12 protein-coding genes are annotated in these 16,339 nt (G+C 68.2%); 5 read left to right on the forward strand and 7 right to left on the reverse strand.

Annotated features, from left to right (window positions below; genetic code table 11):
• Nucleotides 1-18: 18 nt before the first annotated feature.
• The 3 genes from ACMW4R_RS11195 (at nucleotide 19) to ACMW4R_RS11205 (ending at nucleotide 4,112) form a co-directional block, all read left to right on the forward strand.
• Nucleotides 19-789: a tetratricopeptide repeat protein gene (locus tag ACMW4R_RS11195; protein ID WP_418299959.1), complete on the forward strand. Its 771-nt coding sequence runs from the start codon at nucleotides 19-21 to the stop codon at nucleotides 787-789.
• Between the two features lie 1,937 nt (nucleotides 790-2,726).
• Nucleotides 2,727-3,290, forward strand: coding sequence for a tetratricopeptide repeat protein (locus tag ACMW4R_RS11200; RefSeq protein WP_418299960.1), 564 nt, complete (start codon nucleotides 2,727-2,729; stop codon nucleotides 3,288-3,290).
• Between the two features lie 522 nt (nucleotides 3,291-3,812).
• Nucleotides 3,813-4,112 (forward strand): hypothetical protein, encoded by a 300-nt coding sequence (locus ACMW4R_RS11205; RefSeq protein WP_418299961.1) that lies wholly within the window; start codon nucleotides 3,813-3,815, stop codon nucleotides 4,110-4,112.
• Between the two features lie 33 nt (nucleotides 4,113-4,145).
• On the opposite strand, the gene ACMW4R_RS11210 is transcribed toward ACMW4R_RS11205, so the two are convergent.
• Both ACMW4R_RS11210 and ACMW4R_RS11215 read right to left on the reverse strand, forming a co-directional pair.
• Entirely contained in the window at nucleotides 4,146-4,910 is a 765-nt protein-coding gene (locus ACMW4R_RS11210) for an AAA family ATPase (protein WP_418299962.1), read from the reverse strand.
• A gap of 4 nt (nucleotides 4,911-4,914) precedes the next feature.
• Complete coding sequence (locus ACMW4R_RS11215; protein ID WP_418299963.1) at nucleotides 4,915-6,486, reverse strand: dolichyl-phosphate-mannose--protein mannosyltransferase; 1,572 nt, start codon at nucleotides 6,484-6,486, stop codon at nucleotides 4,915-4,917.
• 23 nt (nucleotides 6,487-6,509) lie between these two features.
• Between ACMW4R_RS11215 and rsmI the strand changes: the two genes are divergently transcribed.
• Complete coding sequence (gene rsmI, locus ACMW4R_RS11220) at nucleotides 6,510-7,328, forward strand: 16S rRNA (cytidine(1402)-2'-O)-methyltransferase (protein WP_418299964.1); 819 nt, start codon at nucleotides 6,510-6,512, stop codon at nucleotides 7,326-7,328.
• Nucleotides 7,329-7,366: 38 nt separating this feature from the next.
• On the opposite strand, the gene ACMW4R_RS11225 is transcribed toward rsmI, so the two are convergent.
• From ACMW4R_RS11225 to ACMW4R_RS11245, 5 genes are all read right to left on the reverse strand, one after another.
• Nucleotides 7,367-9,565 (reverse strand): glycosyl hydrolase 53 family protein, encoded by a 2,199-nt coding sequence (locus ACMW4R_RS11225; protein WP_418299965.1) that lies wholly within the window; start codon nucleotides 9,563-9,565, stop codon nucleotides 7,367-7,369.
• A gap of 37 nt (nucleotides 9,566-9,602) precedes the next feature.
• Complete coding sequence (locus ACMW4R_RS11230; RefSeq protein WP_418299966.1) at nucleotides 9,603-10,502, reverse strand: sugar ABC transporter permease; 900 nt, start codon at nucleotides 10,500-10,502, stop codon at nucleotides 9,603-9,605.
• The gene (locus tag ACMW4R_RS11235) at nucleotides 10,499-12,133 is read right to left on the reverse strand and encodes an ABC transporter permease subunit (protein ID WP_418299967.1); all 1,635 of its coding nucleotides are present in this window, start codon (nucleotides 12,131-12,133) and stop codon (nucleotides 10,499-10,501) included. Before ACMW4R_RS11235 ends, ACMW4R_RS11230 begins: the two co-directional genes overlap by 4 nt.
• A gap of 68 nt (nucleotides 12,134-12,201) precedes the next feature.
• On the reverse strand, nucleotides 12,202-13,437 hold the full coding sequence (locus ACMW4R_RS11240) for a sugar ABC transporter substrate-binding protein (RefSeq protein WP_418299968.1): 1,236 nt from the start codon (nucleotides 13,435-13,437) through the stop codon (nucleotides 12,202-12,204).
• A gap of 154 nt (nucleotides 13,438-13,591) precedes the next feature.
• Nucleotides 13,592-15,607: a beta-galactosidase gene (locus ACMW4R_RS11245; RefSeq protein WP_418299969.1), complete on the reverse strand. Its 2,016-nt coding sequence runs from the start codon at nucleotides 15,605-15,607 to the stop codon at nucleotides 13,592-13,594.
• Nucleotides 15,608-15,776: 169 nt separating this feature from the next.
• Here ACMW4R_RS11245 and ACMW4R_RS11250 point away from each other — a divergent pair.
• Nucleotides 15,777-16,339 (forward strand): LacI family DNA-binding transcriptional regulator (locus ACMW4R_RS11250; RefSeq protein WP_418299970.1); only part of this gene is annotated, 563 nt, incomplete at its 3' end.

The raw sequence follows: 16,339 nt of genomic DNA on the forward strand, positions 1-16,339 counted from the left end.
TTCTTTTCGTGAGGGCGTATGAGTGAGCAAATTTCGACGGGCAAAGATTACGAGGCGTTCTTGCGCCGAATCCGCGCAAAGGAGGGTGATAGCGAAGGAACCTACGTCACGCTCTCTGCTGTTGTCCTGCCGCGAGTCCTGACCGCTCAACTCTGTAGCGCCAAGGACATGGCGACCGCAATGTATATTCTCGGCGCGTACGTGTGGTCGGAGCCTACCGGCGAGCTGGAGGGTCTGCACATTCTCAGGGCAAGTGCTGACCTTGGTTCGGTTGACGCCGTGCGAGCGCTCGGAGACGCGCTTAATTGGATGGGCTTGTACGAAGAGTCGATGCCGGTCCTCAAGACTGCATTGCAAAACGAGCCCCACGATGCTCGTCTTCACGGGCTTCTTGGGCTGTCGATGTATGAGTTGCACTTGGATGAAGACGCACAGTTTCATTTAAGAACTGGTTTGCAGGCGGATCCGTCACTTGCGGTCCCCTTGGCCCAGATCCGACGTCGGGCCGGAGACGAGTCAGAGTACCGAGATCTCATCACGGAAGCGGCGCGCCTTAACGTCTACGGCGCGCACGTTCTTGCGGGCAACTTGTTGGCCGAGCAAGGAGACAACGATCAAGCTATGGAGCTGTATCGACAGGGAATCCTTTCGGGGGACGCCCATTCTGCTTTCAATCTTGCATGCTTGCTGTACGAAGTCGGTCGAATGGAAGATGCGCGACAGGAATTTGCCCTAGCGCGTGAAATGGGAGATCTTCGCATGTCCCCCTTCGATCAGATGGATGGCTAACCGCCGCGGAATAGGGCCATGGGTGCGAAGAGTTCAGGGTCTATGTTCGCTACCGAAAAAATAGTTGTGGCAGGTATTAGCGCAATGAGAATGCTGTGAACAGGCGCGGCAGGATCCGCCGTCGGTCGACATGAGGCAACATGTCGCAACGTCCACGACAGCGGGGTCGAGAGTTTCGCTGGTGCGGGATGGGTCGGGTCGTGTGGTGTCGCGGACGGTGGATCCGGCGGGTGATGCTCCGGCGGTGACGTCGCGGTATGTGTATGCCGGAGCGGGGGATAGCCCGTGGGCGGTCGTGTCGGGGGATGCCGGTGCGACGGTGTTCTTGTCCCTGCCCGGTGGGGTGACGGTCGATGTTCCCGCGTCGGGTGTGGCGTCGTGGTCGTATCCGTCGTTGCAGGGTCACACGCTCACGACCGGGGATGGGTCGTCGGCGTCGGGTGTGCAGGTGTACGACCCGTTCGGGCAGCCCCTCGATCCTGTGACGTTGGCGGTCGGTACGGCCGCGGCGAACGATGCGGGTTCGGTGAATGGCACGACGGGCTGGCATCAGGGTGCGCAGAAGCTGACCGAGTCGGTCGACTCCGCGTTGCTGGTCGAGATGGGTGCGCGGTTGTATGTGCCGGCGTTGGGTCGGTTCTTACAGGTCGACCCGGTCGAGGGCGGCGTCGACAACGACTACGTCTGGCCCACAGACCCCATCGGCAAGAACGACCTGACGGGCAAGTTCGAGGTCGACTGGGGGTTGGTCGGGTCGCTCGCAATCGGTGTTGCCGCAGCCGTCGGGACTTCTGTCGCGGTCGCCGCGTGCGCCGCATCTGTTGTGTGTGGAATCGTCGCTGTTGGCGTAATCGGTGCCGTCGCGGGGGCTGCGCAGTATGCCGTGCAGACACCCGCCGCATCACAGAGCTTGAGTGGGTATGGGCAGGCGATGCTATTCGGCGCAGCCAGCGCGTATATCGGGGGCGGAATCTTGCGGGGTGCCGGTTTGGCTGCGCGCTCAAGTGGGAGCGTCGGGGTGAACAGCGCTAAGTTCGGGAATTACACCTTGGGCGCCAGAGGCGTCCCGAAGGGTGGGGGTGTATGGAATCGCGGTGGCGCGAATACAAAATGGGGATGGGGTAAGGGGCGAGGGTACGAACAGTTTCGGGTTTCCTCCAGATGGATACCATTCAACCGATCCCGGGCGGGGTACGGTCACATCCCGCTCCTATTAGGACGGAGTTTGCGTGGACCGCGATGAAGTATTACGAGCCGTGCTCTGCGCCGTGAATCGAAAGGTGGCTCTCCGCGCGGATGCATCTTTTGTGGCGCCGCCGCCGGCTGCGGGGATCGCGCAAGTATTCATTCGCCCGCATAATTCCGATGCACCCGAAGTATGCGTGACCGATACGGCTGTTTCGTTGTACCTTGAGTTCTTGGGTGCGCATTGGGAGGCGGACTCCTCGGAAGACGTATCGTTCGCCGAACGTTTCGACTGGGCTGTGGAGATGATCGCAAACGCTGCTGAATTCGGATTGATTCGGGTTCGGCGCAGGGGGTCATTGTGGGGGCGTCAGACTCATTTACTTATGTCCGCGGGCGATGAAGACGCCTGGCGACGTGATTCTCGGTTCAGGATCGTTCGATCGTGGCCATCTTGGAGTTAGGGTCCCACCTGCGTGTCCGAATGGAAGGTCGGCCGTGCGACGTTGGTCGATGAGTAAACGGTGCCGTGGCAGTCGTAGGGCGCGGGTAATGACGACGATGTTCTCGCGGAAGAGAAATAGTTCAACGCCCAAGGAGCCTACATAGGGTGCGGGGCGGTCGACTCTGAACAAGCACCAGAAGGGTCAGACGCGTAAAGATCGAGGTTCACCGACAAGAAGAGGCGCCATCCAGGGCAGAATCAACGATGAATAGACAGATGTACGAAGTTGCGACGCGGAGGTTCGCTCGTGTTACAGCCGAGTGACCGCAGAATCGAAGACCTGAGCTTCGCTGACCTCGAGCGGTTAGCGGAACTCATGTATGAGGAGGGGAACTTTCAAGCGGCCGCAACATATATGCAGCATGCGGTGAAACTCCCTCAAGCCGACTCCTCTACTCACTTCAATCTCGGGCAGGCCCTCTTTGGTGTTGAGCAATACGAGGCGGCCGCTTATGCGTTCTCAGGTGCAATTCCGAAGATTGCCGATGCCTACGTTAATCGAGGGCTCTCGTGGGAGATGATCGGTGATACAGGCGCGGCGAGACGAGATTACAGATCTGCTCTGAGCATCAACATCAGAGATGTCGACGCGTTGGTGAACATCGCCACGCTCGACTTGATGGAAGAGCGCGTCTGCTCAGCAGAGATATTTTTGCGATGGGCAGCATTGATAGACCCTCGATGCAACTGGCAACTAAGCGACGTGTTCATTCACTATGGTGACCTAGACCAAGCGGCGAAGCTTCTTGAGATAGCCGTCGCGGCCGGTGAGGAACGCGCTGCCACGTCTTTGACAGAACTGCGGGCGTAGCTCCCGGGTGACGGTCGAACGACTTGGAGCTCTATCTTCGGAGCCGTTGAGTGTTGGACGCGCAAATCGGTTGCTGTCGAATTCGGTGTGGGGTGCGGTGCCGGGGGCGGCGCAAATTGCTGATGGGTTCAACGCGGACGAGCTCGCGTACGACGCGCGGGGGAACACGACGCGGCTGGCGGATCTGTCGATCTCGTATGACGCCGACAACCGGCACGTCGCAACGACGACGGCAGCGGGGTCGAAGGTGTCGCTGGTGTGGGATGGGTCGGGTCGTGTGGTGTCGCGGACGGTGGATCCGGCGGGTGATGCTCCGGCGGTGACGTCGCGGTTTGTGTATGCCGGGGCGGGTGATTCTCCATGGGCGGTGCTGTGGGGGGATCCCGGTGTGACGGTGTTCCTGTCTCTGCCTGGTGGGGTGACGGTCGATGTTTCCGCCTCGGGTGGGCGTCGTGGTCGTATCCGTCGTTGCAGGGTCACACGCTCGCGACCGGGGATGGTGGGTCGGCGTCGGGTGTGCAGGTGTACGACCCGTTCGGGCAGCCTCTCGATCCGGTGACGTTGGCGGTCGGTACGGCCGTGGCGAACGATGCGGGTTCGGTGAACGGCACGACGGGGTGGCACCAGGGTGGGCAGAAGCTCACCGAGTCGGTCGACTCCGCGTTGCTGATCGAGATGGGCGCCGATCCGGGCGTGCCGTCGTCCACCAAGACGTTCGCATATGCCCGCGGCGGGGCTGACCCGCGCCTGCTCCGCGCGTCGCAGATTCGGAGAAGCGCACCAGATCCGGATGAAAGCGCTGAACCGATCCGATTCTCCTGACCATTTCCGAATCCATGGACCCCGGCGCCGCCCTCACTCCAGCAGATGCCGCAAGTACCTCCCCGGCGCCTCCAAAAACCCGCGATGCAACCGCACCAGGTCCAGGTCTTCCCACGCGCTCTCACGGATGCCCCACTCGCCCAGCTCGAGGATCGTCGCTCCCGGCAGCGCAGCGAGGACGGGGGAGTGCGTCGCGCAGATCACCTGCGTGCCGCGGGAACGCATGCGGTCGAGGGATGCCAGCCAGCGCAGCGTCGACGAGAACGACAGCGCCGCCTCGGGCTCGTCGAGGCACGCGAGGCCCGCGACGTAGCGCTCGTGGTCGAGCACCTCGTCGAGGAGGCTGTTGAACGACTCGCCGTGGCTCATCTCGTGGAGGCGCAGGGCGTCGCCCCCGTCGAGGTCCTCTCGCCACGAGTAATAGCTGTGCATCGTCTCGGCGCGCAGGAAGAACCCCCACCGCGGAGCGCGCGGACTCCGCTCGACGCGCAACCACTCGCCGAGCGGGCTCTCGGTGCGCCGCGTCTCGCTTCCGCCGTTCGTCGACCCGCCCTCGGCGGGGAGCCCCGCAGCCTCGGCGATGCCCTCGATGAGCGTGGACTTGCCCGAGCCGTTCTCGCCCACGAGGAACGTCACACCCGGACCGAACTCCCAGCCGTCACCCGCGGCGACCTCGAGGAACTGCGCGACGGCGGGGACCGTCGCGGGCCACGCCGAGCGATCGACGGGAGCGTCACGGAAGAGCTTCACCCGCTGCACCGGCCGCGGGTCGTGCAGCCACTCGTCGCCGCGGGTCACGTCGTCAGATCCAGGTCGGCAGCCAGTTGTGCAGGCGCCAGAACTCGTACGGCACCGGCAGCCCCGCCCACACGGGGTACCAGAACGCCGAAAGGGCGGCGCACAGCACCAGAAACCCGACGACGAACACCTGCCCCCCGGCCCTCGACCCGCCGCGCACTCCGCGGGAGATGTCGCGCAGCGCGAACGCAAGCGCGAGCACGAGGAACGGCAGCATCGCCACCGTGTAGAACTGGAAGATCGTGCGCTCGGGGTACAGCAGCCAGGGCACGTAGGTCGCGGCGAGACCCGTCAGCACCAGCGCGTAGCGCCAGTCCCGGACGAGCACGAAGCGCACGAGCAGATACACGGATGCCGCGACCCCGGCCCACCAGATGAGCGGGTTCGCGAGGCTCGAGATCGCTTCCGTGCACCCGCTCGGCAGACCGCACCCGTTGACGCCGTAATCGTCCTGGTGCCAGTACATCGACGTCGGGCGGATGAGGAACGGCCACTGCCACGCGGGGCTCGCGTAGGCGTGGGGGGTCACGAGGCCCACGTGGAATTTGTACATGGCCTCGTGGTAGGCCCACAGGCTCTGCAGCGGCGCGGGCACCCACGACCAGAACCCGGGCGATGCCACCGGCGTCGAGCGCATGTAGCCGCCGTCCGTGAACAGCCATCCCGACCAGCTCGACAGGTAGACGACGGCGGCGACGGGCACGAGTAGCACGAACGAGGCGAGGCCCTGGCGCACGGCATCCATCGGCCATTGACCGATTCCGGCGCGTCGGCGGGCGAGGGCGTCGGTCACCACGGCGTAGACACCGACGGCGGCCAGCACGTAGAGACCCGACCACTTCACGGCCGTGGCGGCTCCCGCGGCCGCGCCGGCGGCGATCAGCCACGTACGGTTCCACAGGATCGGCCCCCACATGGGGGCCTCGCCCTCTCGGGCGGCCCACAATGCCGCCCATCGCTCGGCCGTGCGCCGATGATCCAGGGCGACGAACCAGAACGTCAGCACGACGAAGAACGTCAAAAAGATGTCGAGAAGCGCGATCCGGCTGAGCACGATCCCGAGTCCGTCGATCGCGAAGAGACCGGATGCCACGGTCGCCAGCGGGATGGACCGGGTGAGCGTGCGCGCGACGAGGTAGATCAACAGCACCGTCGCGGTGCCGAAGACGGCCGCAGCGATGCGCCAGCCCGTCGCGGAATCCGCTCCGAAGAGCGCCATGCCGGCGCCGATGAGGATGCGTCCGAGCGGGGGGTGCACGACGTAGCTGCCGATGCCCGTGAAGATGTCGGTGTCGCCGGCGGCGAAGCGTTCGTCGGCGTTGTCGGGCCAGGTCGAGGGGTAGCCGAGCACCCACTGGCTCCACGCATCTTTGACGTAGTAGGTCTCGTCGAACACGAGCTGGTGAGGGGTGCCGATGTCGATGAGACGCAGCACCGCCGCGACGAGCGTGACCAGCGCGGGGGCGAGCCAGCGCCAGAGGCGCAGACCGCGCGGGTCGGCGAGCAGCGCGTCACGCCGCCGGTCGAGGCGTGTGCGCTCGACCGGCGGCAGCAGAGGAGGGAGGTCGGTGCTCACGCGCCCCAGCCTAAGGTGGAACGGTGATCATCCTTGCGGCCACCCCGATCGGCAACCTGGGTGACGCCTCGCGCCGCCTGATCGAGGCGCTCGAGAACGCCACGGTCGTCGCGGCCGAAGACACCCGCACGACGCAGCGTCTGCTCTCGGGCCTGGGGGTCGAGAACCGCCCGCGCCTGATCGCCCTGCACGACCACAACGAGAAGGAGCGCGCGGCCGAGCTCGTCGAGCTCGCGCGCGAAGAGGATCTGCTCGTGCTCAGCGACGCCGGCATGCCGACCGTGAGCGATCCGGGCTTCGGTCTGGTCGCCGCGGCCGCCGCCGCGGGCGTGACGGTCACCGCCCTGCCGGGGCCGAGCGCCGTGGTCACCGCGCTCGCGGTCGCGGGGCTGCCCACCGACCGTTTCGCCTTCGAGGGGTTCCCTCGCCGCAAGCCCGGCGAGCGTCGCCGCGCGTTCGCGCAGTTGGCGTCGGAGGAGCGGACCCTCGTCTTCTTCGAGTCGCCGTCGCGACTGGCATCCACTCTCGACGACCTCGCCGCGACCTTCGGCGCCGATCGTCCCGCGGCGGTCTGCCGCGAGCTGACCAAGCTCTACGAAGAGGTCAAGCGCGGCACCCTCGCCGAGCTGGCGGCCTGGGCGGCGGAGGGCGTGCGGGGCGAGATCGCGATCGTTGTCGGCGGTGCCACGGCGCGTGAGGTGGCGTTCCCGGATGCTGTGACCCAGGTGCTCGAACTCGTGCGCGGCGGCACGCGGCTCAAAGAAGCGGCGGCCGAGGTCGCCTCGCTGACGGGCCACTCGTCGCGCGAGCTCTACCAGGCGGGGCTCGCGGTCAAGCGCTGACCGCGGGACGGACCGGACGGCCCGCCCCGCGGGATACCTCACCGACGTCGGCGATGCAGGGCGAGGCCGGCGCCGGCGGCGAGGGCCAGGAGACCCGCCGCGGCCAGTCCGAACGGCATGCTCGTGCCCGTCGCGGCCAGGCCGTCGGGCGTGGTGTGCGACGGCAGCGGTGTGGCTGACGGGGTCGGAGCCCTCGGGGCGAGAACTCCGGGGGCGGGCTCGGTCGGTGCGGGCTCGGTCGGTGCGGGCTCGCTCGGCGTCGGTGCCGGTGTCGGCTCACCGGGGGTTGGTTCCTCAGGAACAGAGGCGCCGTCGCCGACCCGCTCCAGCGCGAGATCGTCGATCGTGCCCCACGCGTCCGCCGGGAGATCGGCGGTCACCCGCACGGTGAGACTCTCACCCCCCGCGATCACGATCTCGTCGGTGCGCGGTTCGGACCACACCCGCCATCCGCCCGCGGTGAACGGCGCGACCGCGGAGTCGGCATCCGAGATCAGCTCGATGCGTGCCGTTCCGTCGCCGAACGCGCCGCCCTGCAGCGCTCCGGCGGCGACGTAACGACCGGCCGGAAGGCCGTCGACACGCTGCTCGAGAGCGAACGAGATCGGCGAGGCGGCGAAGAAGTGGGCCGAGCGCTCGCCCGAGCGCGGATCGTCGGTCGCGCGCAGGGAGAGAGGTCCCTCGACGGTCCACATCGAGACGTCTGAGTCTTCGAAGCCGGGGTTCCGCAGCAGGTTCTCGGCGGACACCGTGATCACCGCGAGGGCGGCGTGACCGTCGTCGGTCTCGCCGACGATCTCGTAGACACCCGGGTGGGCCAGGTCGGGCGTCGGATCCCACGTCACGGGGCTCTCCTCGCTCGCGCCGTCGCTGTAGCGCACGGTCACCCGCTCCGGGAGGCGGACGTTCTCGCCCGCGGACACCGCGATGCGGACGGCGTCGACGCCCGTCACCTCGCGGGGCGCCACCGCGCCGGTGCGGATGTACGAGAACGTGCGCAGCGACTCCAGCGGGGTCCCGTCGACGTCGAAGAGCGACTGGTTGTCCCACGCCGACCCGCCGAAGTACTCGCCGGCGTCCTCGGGGTCGTATTCGCCCGCGAAGCTCGTCGCCCAGCCCGAGCCGTCGCGCTCCCAGAGTGCGCGGTTCTGCGTGAGCCGCTCCGGCGGACCCACCGGAAGCCACGCGGGCTCCCAGTAGTACGCTCCGATCCCGGCATCGCCCACGTCGGCGACGGCCTGGATGACGTCGTGCAGCGCCGTGGCCTGACCCTGCACGCTCACCGGGTACGCCTCGGCCTCGGATGCCGTGTCGATCACGTCGGGGTGCCCGTCGGCGTCGTCGAGCGTGCGCACCCACGACGTCTCGGCGACCATGACCCTCTTGTCGTAGGTGTCGGCGACTTGGCGCAGGACCGCCGTGAGGTTCGCGGTCGTGCCGTGCCAGAACGGGTAGTACGACGAGGCGAACACGTCGTAGTCGACGTCGTTCGCCGCGAGCTGAGCGGCGTAGGCGGCGTAGTGCCCCGGGCGTTCGGGGTTGGTCACGTGCACCGCCACGAGGGCGTCGGGGGTGACCGCGCGCACGGCGGCCGAACCTGCCGAGAACACCCGCGCCATGTCGGGCCAGCCGGTCATCCCGGCGACGCCGCCGTTAGTCTCGTTGCCCACCTGCACGAGCTGCACGTCGACGCCGGCGGCGACGAACGCCGTCAGCGCGTCGCGCGTGAAGTCCCCGACCGCGGCGGCGGTCTCGGTGGCATCCATCCCCGCCCACGCCTTCGGTGCCTTCTGCTTGGCGGGGTCGGCCCAGAAGTCGGAGTAGTGGAAATCGACGGCGACGCCGAGGCCCGCTGCTGTCGCGCGCTCGCCGATCTCCACGGCCCGGTCCACCCCGACGGTACCGCCGCCGTACCCGCGGCCGGCGGCGTCGAACGGGTCGTTCCACACCCGCACGCGCACGTCGGTCACGCCGTGGTCGGCGAGCACCGCGAACAGGTCGGCCGGGGCGCCGTCGTCGTCGCGGAAGACCACGCCCGACTCCTCGAGCGATAGCACCGACGACACGTCGACCCCCAGGGCGAAGTCGGATGCCAGGCCGTCGACGCGCGGAACCGTGATCCCGGCCTCGACCGGCTCGTCGATCGGCGCGGCCTGGACCGCCGTGAGGGGCGCCACCGCGAGGGCGGCGCCGAGCGTCAGGGCCGCGAGGGCCGCGGGGCGGGTGTGTTTCGGCATCCGGATCTCCATCGATCGAGCACGGGGCGGTCGGGGTTCAGCCCTTGACCGACCCCTGGGTGAGGCCGCCGACGATGTAGCGCTGCAGCGACAGGAAGAGGGCGAGGACGGGGATCGAGGCGAGCACCGAGCCCGCCGCGAACAGGCCCCACCGGGAGGTGAGCTGGTTCGAGACCCACTGGTACATGCCGACGGCGAGGGTCCAGTTGTCCTCGGACACGAGGATGATGCGCGCGAGGATGTAGTCGCCGAAGGCGGCGATGAAGGCGAGCAGCGCGACGACTGCGAGGATCGGCGTGACCAGCGGCATGATCAAGCGCCAGAAGATCTGCGCGTGGGTGGCGCCGTCGATCTTGGCCGATTCGTCGATCTCGATCGGGATCGTGTTGAAGAAGCCGTACATGAGGAAGGTGTTCGCCCCCAGGGCCCCGCCGAGGTAGACGCAGATGAGCGCGAGCTTCGAGTTGATGCCGAGCGCGGGAACGACCTCGCCGATGGTCAGCAGCATGAGGAAGATCGCCACGAACGCCAACGCCTGGGGGAACATCTGCACGATGAGCAGGCCCGTGAGACTCGCGCGACGCCCCGAGAAGCGGAAGCGCGAGAACGCGTAGGCGCCGGCCGCTCCCATGATCACCGCGCCGACCGAGGCGACGCCCCCGACGAAGAGGGTGTTGCCCACCCACGTCCAGTAGCTCGTGCCCGACAGCGCGGCGAAGTTCGAGAAGTCGATCGCTGAGAACAGCGCGTTCGACGAGGCGAGGCTGCCACGCGGGTTGAGCGAGGCCGAGAGCACATAGACGAGCGGGAACAGCGCGTAGAAGGCGACGAGCGCGGCGACGGGGTACTTCCACCCGACCTCGGCGAGCCAGCGGCGCTTCTTCGCGGGGGTGGTGCGGGCGGCGTCGCGCCTGGGGCCGCGTGCGGTGACGGTCATGCGAACTCCTCCAGCTTGCGGGTCTGACGGAAGGCCAGCGCCGAGATGGCGCCGACGACGACGAACACGACGATCGACAGGGCGCTCGCTAGGCCGTAGTCGGCGGCTCCCCCCGAGACGCCGGAGATGTCGTAGATGGCCGAGATGAGGATGTCGGTCGAGCCCAACGCGTACGGCGCGCCGGGTATCGCGGGCCCGCCGTTGTTGAACATGTAGATGACCGTGAAGTTGTTGAAGCTGAACGCGAATGACGAGATCGCCAGCGGCGCGGTCGACACGAGCAGCAGCGGCAGCACGATCGAGCGGAAGGATCGCCAGCGGCCGGCGCCGTCGAGCTGGGCGGCCTCGAGCGTGTCGGACGGAAGCGCCTGCAGCGCGCCCGTGCACACCAGGAACCAATACGGGTAGCTGAGCCAGACGTTCACCCACAGCACGGCGAGCTTGGCGAGCACGGGGTCGCCGAGCCAGTTGATCGGCAGGCCGAAGAAGAAGACGTCGTTGATGACGCCGAACTCGGAGTTGAACATGCCCCGGAACAGCAAGGCCGACATGAACGCGGGGAACGCGTACGGGAGGATGAACAGCGTCCGCAGGAACTTCCGCGCCCGCACGCGCGGGTCGTTGAAGATGAGAGCGAAGAGCAGCCCGAGGCCGAAGCTCAGGACGACCGAGAGGATTGCGAAGGCGAACGTCCAGCCGGTGACGGACAGCAGCGGTTGCAGCAGAGCGCCGTCGGTGAACACGCGCAGGAAGTTCTCGAACCCGACGTTGACGTACCAGCCGGTGGGCAGGCTCTGTCCGTCCGCTGAGGTGAACGTCCCGCGGCCGGTCGCGGCGTAGACGGTGCCCGTCGTGGTGTCGGTGATGGTCTGCGCCTGTTCGTCCCAGACGAGCGTCGAGGTGTACACCGTCGCGGTCGAGCCGTCGCGGGTGCGCAGCGCCCCGTCGTTGGGGTCGTCGGACAGGGGGACCCGGAGGGCCGCGGCGGCCTGCTGGACCGCGGGGTCGGTGAGCACCTCGGCGCGCGGCACGACCGTCCAGCCCGACACTTCGGTGGGAGCGCCGCTCGCGCCGATCACGCCGTCGACCGTGGTCAGGGGCTCGTCGGGCGTACCCACGCGCACGACATCGTCGTCGGCGATCGCGAGACCGTACGTGCCGAGTCTTTCCACGACGGCCATGGGGTAGGTGGCGGAGTCGTCGACCCGGCGCTCACCCTGGATGAGGGTGGCATCCACCGCCTGCGACTGGGACCCGGCATGACCGGTGCCGTAGTTCGTGAAGGCGATGTAGGCGGTGTAGCCGAAGATGAACACCTGGAAGGCGAAGAGGAAGATCAGCCCGGGCAGTAGGTACTTCAGTGGCAGGGCGCGACGGGTGAAGTAGACGACGTCGGCGACGATCAGCAGCACCGCGGTGATCGAGGCCAGCAGCCAGGAGTCGGCACCGACCGCGGTGAGGATGGTCAGGGTGCCGAAGGCGTTGATGATCGCCATGATCGCGAGCTTCACGAGGAAGCCGACGCCGATGCCCCGGAAACCGCGGGCGTGGGACTCGCGCCGCGGCGCCGGGAGAGGCGCGGGGGCGGTGGGGGTCGTGCCCGGGGGCGCGACGGGAGGGGTGACCGACATGGGTGCTCCGGATTCGTCGGGGTGGTACCGCGGGCGGGCGTGCGTGATCGCGCCCGCCCGCGGAGTCGTCAGCCGGCCAGCGTGCTCTGCAGGTCGGTGATCATCTGGTTCCACGTCGAGACGGGCTCGGCGCCGGAGATGATCTGGGCCTCAGCGGCGTTCCAGAGGTCCCACACCGAACCCATCTCGGGGATCGAGGGCATCGGGACGCCGTTCTGCGCCGACGCGAGGAAGCCGGCGATGATCGGGTCGGATGCCACCTCCTGACCGAGCGAGGTGTATGCGGGGATGCGCGGGTCGGCCTCGTAGAGGGCGCGCTGCGCGTCCTCGGTGCCGAGGTAGTTCACGAGGAACTCGGTCGCGAGCAGGGAGTTCTTGCTCTGGGCGCTCAGGTAGAAGCCCTGTACGCCCACGAAGGGGGCCGCGGTCTCGCCGCCCGCGCTGGGGATCGGGTTCACCGCGACATCGATGCCCTCGAACGAGCTGATCGCCCAGGGTCCTTGAACGGTGTACGGAGCCTTACCGCTCGCGAACAGCTCGTTGTTGATGTCGTAGTCGATCGTGGTCGAGAGATACCCGGCCTGTCCGTTGGTCGACAGCCACTGGGCGAATCTCTCACCCGGCGCCCCTCCCATGCCCACCTCGGACGTGTACGAGCCGCTGGCATCCTGAACGAACACGGGGGCGCCGAACGAGGTCTGGAGTCCGTACATCGTGTAGCCGTCGCCGGTCTCGCCGGCGGTGTTGATGACGAACGGGCGCTCCGCCCCGGATGCCAGACCTCGCTGGATCATGTCGTCCCACGTTGCGGGTGCCTCCGTCCCCACCAGGGCGGTGTTCTGGACCAGGGCGACCGTCTCGAGCGAATACGGCAGGGCGTAGAGCTGCCCGTCGTAGGTCATGGCCTCGAGAGCGACGGGCTCGAACTTCGAGGCGGTCTCGCCGAGGTCGATCGTGTCGACGACGCCGGCGGCGACGAGGGCACCAAGCCAGTCGTGCGCGCCCACGGTGATGTCGGGCCCTTCGCCGGTGGGCACCTGGGCGATGAAGTCGTTGCGCAGGTCCTCGAAGTTCTTCTGCACGAGACGCACGGTCGCGCCCGTCTCCTCCTCGAAGGCCTTCGCAGCGTCGCCGATGGCCTGCTCGCGCTCGGCGTCGGTCCAGACGACGATCTCGGGCCCGTCGCCGCCCTGGGCGGTGTCGTCGCCGGAGCCGCCGCCGGAGCAGCCGGTCAGGGCGAGGGCCGAGACGGCGAGGATCGCCGCTGAGCCGAGGATCGCGCGCCGTGGTGCTGTCATGCGCATGGGAGGTCCCTTTCTGTGCGACCGCAGCCATTGCGGTCGGGTCGGGCGACCGCGATCGTCGCGGTCGGGTCGTGCGGGGTCGCTGTCCTCGCGGCCCTCATCACCCGGACGCATCGGTGCGGCCGGGTGTCGTGCGGGGTCGGGTGCCGGCCCGTCAGACCTCCTCACGTGCGGTGCGGACGACGGCGACGCCGCCCGCGGGAACCGTCAGCGCACCGCCGGTGGAGGCGCCCGTGAGGAGCTCGGTGCCGTCGAGGAAGAGGTCGACGGCGTCGTCGCGATGATTGACGACGAAGGTGAAGTCGTGGTCGTCGGAGCGTCGGACGACCACCTCGCATCCGGCCGGGAGGAGGGATGCCGAGACCCCGGCGTCGGCATAGGCGGCAGCCATGACGTGGGCGAGGCTGTCGGCATCCAGGCTCGTCGACACGTACCAGCCGGTTCCCGCGCCGTACGCGTGGCGGGTGAGGGCGGCGCGCCCGGCGGCCGGACCGTCGATGTAGCGGGCCATGATCTCGGCACCGTCGACGAGGAGGTCCTCCGCCCACGCGCGAGCCGTGAGGGCAGCGCCGTCGGCTCGTTCGAGCGTCGTCGTCTCGCCTTCGCGCAACGGCAGGAACTCCTCCACACGCACACCGAGCACCTCGGCAAGGGGAGCGAGGTAGCCGCCGGGATGCACGGCGTCGTTCTCGTCGACGATGCCCGAGAAGAAGGACACCACCAGCGTGCCGCCGCCGCGTACGTAGGCGGCGAGGTTGTCGGCATCCGCGGTCGACAGCAGGTACTGAGCCGGGACGACGACCAGGCGGTAGCCCGACAGGTCGTGTCCGGGCAGCGCGAAGTCGACGGTGATCCCGTCGCGCCAGAGCTGCTCGTAGTACGCGCGCACCTGCGCCTGGTGGGTGACGTCGACCGAGGGACGCCACTCGAGGTCCTGCGCCCAGAACGACTCGAAGTCCCACAGCACCGCGGCCTCGGCCTGCACGCGCGCCCCGCGCACCTCGCCCAGACGGCCGAGCACGTCGCCGAGATCGACGACTTCGCGCCAGACGCGGGAGGCGGTGCCCGCGTGGGGGAGCATCGCCGAGTGGAACTTCTCGGCGCCGGAGCGCGAGGCTCGCCACTGGAAGAAGAGGATCGCGTCGGCACCGCGGGCGAGATGCGTGAGTGAGTTGCGGGCCATCTCACCCGGGCGTTTGGCGACGTTGCGCGGCTGCCAGTTCACGGCCGAGGTGGAGTGCTCCATGAGGATCCACGGGGCGCCCCCGCCGACCGAGCGCGAGAGGTCGGCGGCGATCGCGAGCCCCACGTGCCCTTCGGGGTCGGCGGCCCACAGGTAGTGGTCGTCGGAGACGATGTCGACCTCTCTGCCCCATGCCCACAGGTCGGTGGTCCAGCTCTGATTCGCCATGAAGTTGGTCGTGACGGGTTGCGCGGCCTGCTCGCGGATGGCATCCCGTTCGACGCGGAAGCAGGCGCGCAGCTGGTGGTCGGTGAATCGGGCGAAGTCGAGGCGCTGCGCGGGGTTGACGACGCTCGGAGCGTCGGCGGGGGCGCCCACGTGCTCCCAGTCGCCGTAGTGCTGGCCCCAGAAAGCGGTGCCCCACGCCGCGTTGAGGCCGTCGAGCGAGCCGTACCGTTCGCGCAGCCAGTCGCGGAAGGCGGCGACCGAGGCGGGGGAGTAGTCCTCGCCGACGGGCACGCCGTACTCGTTGTGCACGTGCCACATGACCACAGCGGGGTGCGCGGCGTAGCGCGCGGCGAGTGCGCCGGCGATACGGGCGATCGCCGCGCGGTAGGCGGGGGAGGAGGGGGATGCCATGCCCCGCGAGCCGAAGCCCATCGTGCGGCCGTCGCGGGTCACCACGCGTGCCTCGGGGTGGGCGTGGAAGAACCAGGCGGGCGGCGACGCGGTGGGCGTGCCGAGATCGACGTGGATGCCGTTGTCGTTCAACAGGTCGAGGAGGTCGTCGAGCCAGGCGAAGTCGAAGACGCCCTCGCTGCGCTCGATGAGGGCCCACGAGAAGATCCCGACGCTCACGAGATTGACGCCGGCTTCGCGCATGAGGCGCACGTCCTCGTCCCAGACCTCGCGGGGCCACTGCTCGGGGTTGTAGTCACCGCCGTACGCGATGCCGTCGAGAGCGGGCCAGGGGGTAACGCGGGTCATGACACTCCATCGGATCTTCGTGCGGCCCGGACTGGGACCGGTCACAGCCTCCGTTGCCTCGGCCGCGCAACGCAACCTCGTCCCCTCCTTCGTTATCGAACTGTGACCGGTCCCAGTCGGCCCGCGTGGCACGACCGGAGACGCACGCGTGGACAGATAGCATTCCGGCATGGAACCGACCCCGACGGCTCGTCGTAAGCCGACGATTCGCGATGTCGCGGCCGCCGCCGGGGTCTCTCGCGGCACCGTGTCACGCGTCATCAACGGCGGCCACTGGGTGTCGCCGGATGCCCGCATCGCCGTCGAAGAGGCGATCGAGCGCACCGGGTACACCGCCAACCACGCGGCGCGAAGCCTTGCGACGGGTCGGTCCGGATCGCTCGCCTTCCTCATGACCGAGCCGCAGCACCTGCTGTTCGACGACCCCACCTTCGCGCTCCTCCTGCGCGGCGCCGCCGCGGCGCTGTCGGAGCGGGGGATGACCCTCGTCCTCCTCATCGCCGGTACACCGGCCGAGCGCGCCACCGTCGGGCACTACGTCCGCGCGGGCCACGTCGACGGAGTGCTGCTCATCTCGTCGCACGAGGCCGATCCGCTCCTGGACTCGTTGCTCGAGGCCGGAATCCCGACCGTCTCGTGCGGCGTCCCTCTCGGCCATCGCGCCGAGGTGCTGAGCGTCTCGGTCGATGAGAGCGGTTCGGCGCGGGAGATGACCGCCTACCTGCGCTCCCG

The sequence above is a fragment of the Microbacterium sp. S1037 genome, from assembly GCF_048381605.1.
In the GTDB taxonomy this organism is placed as follows: domain Bacteria; phylum Actinomycetota; class Actinomycetes; order Actinomycetales; family Microbacteriaceae; genus Microbacterium; species Microbacterium testaceum_B.